1 protein-coding gene and 1 pseudogene are annotated in these 1020 nt (G+C 41.5%); one reads left to right on the top strand and one right to left on the bottom strand.

Annotation, left to right across the window (positions count from 1 at the left end; translation table 11 throughout):
- Window positions 1–287, top strand: a pseudogene (locus CXF78_RS01740) (phosphoribosylglycinamide formyltransferase 2); the annotation flags it as partial.
- Between the two features lie 87 nt (window positions 288–374).
- Here the strand turns inward: CXF78_RS01740 and CXF78_RS01735 are convergent.
- Window positions 375–833 (bottom strand): hypothetical protein, encoded by a 459-nt coding sequence (locus CXF78_RS01735; protein ID WP_102035786.1) that lies wholly within the window; start codon window positions 831–833, stop codon window positions 375–377.
- Window positions 834–1020: the final 187 nt, after the last annotated feature.

Genomic DNA, 1020 nt, shown 5'->3' with positions numbered 1-1020 from the left:
AGTTTGCCTTGCATGTACGTGCAATTTTAGGATTACCAATAAGTAATATTGTGCAGCATGGTCCGAGCGCTTCTGCAGTTATTCTTGCTGAAGGCACGTCCACCAATATCCGTTACCAGGGCATGGCTGCCGCCTTAGCGCCAGCCGATACTCAATTACGCTTATTTGGTAAGCCAGACATTGATGGCCGCCGCCGCTTAGGTGTGGCGTTAGCCCGCGATAACTCGGTAGAACAAGCGGTCGAAAAAGCAAAAACCGTTGCCAGCCATATCAAGGTACTGTTTTAACGTCACAGGATATTATTTTAACGTCACAGGATATTGTTCTGTCACCAAGCTGAATATCGATGAACTAAGCCGTGGAGTATCTGCGGCTTAGTTTTTTACTGTTGGCATTGGTTTAGGCAGTGGTTTATCTGCTAAGTGAAAGTGGACTAACATTAGCAAACGAAACAGCGCTTTAAGTTTAAGATCTTGATCAAGCTTACCCGCGTGAATCAGTTTTTTCAGTACCGTTATTTTTATGTACAGTTTTTTAATCAACACGCCGCTTGGCTCACCTAGGTATTTATCGAACTCTTTATAACCCTCAATAGTTCGCGGTACTAACTTAGCCTGACTAATATGTAATCCCGACAGTATCGCTTTATCGAACGCTTGGGTTTCTAGCCCCTTGATAATGTCGGCTGCACTGAGTTGTTGCGCCAAACCATCCACAATAAAATGAATATTTGATTCAATTTCAAATTGCAACGCATGGGTATCGTGGCGCACATTATCAAATCTGCTACGTTCTTTATCAACAAAATCAAACAGGACTTTCCATAGTGACATGTGTCGTTATCCGCTCTAGTTGTGAGTGTTAATCGAACGCTATAAATGACAGATCTAAACACCCAGCACTATATCTAAGTTATAAGCTCTAAACTCTAAACTCTAAACTCTAAATTTTAATCTAAGCTTTAAACTCGAGACTAAACAGGTTAAAAGTGGTTGGTTTAGTGATAGCTTTAGCCGTTAA

This window comes from Shewanella sp. 11B5 (assembly GCF_002836795.1).
GTDB classification, from domain to species: domain Bacteria; phylum Pseudomonadota; class Gammaproteobacteria; order Enterobacterales; family Shewanellaceae; genus Shewanella; species Shewanella frigidimarina.
This window is presented reverse-complemented; position numbering and strand designations above follow the sequence as displayed.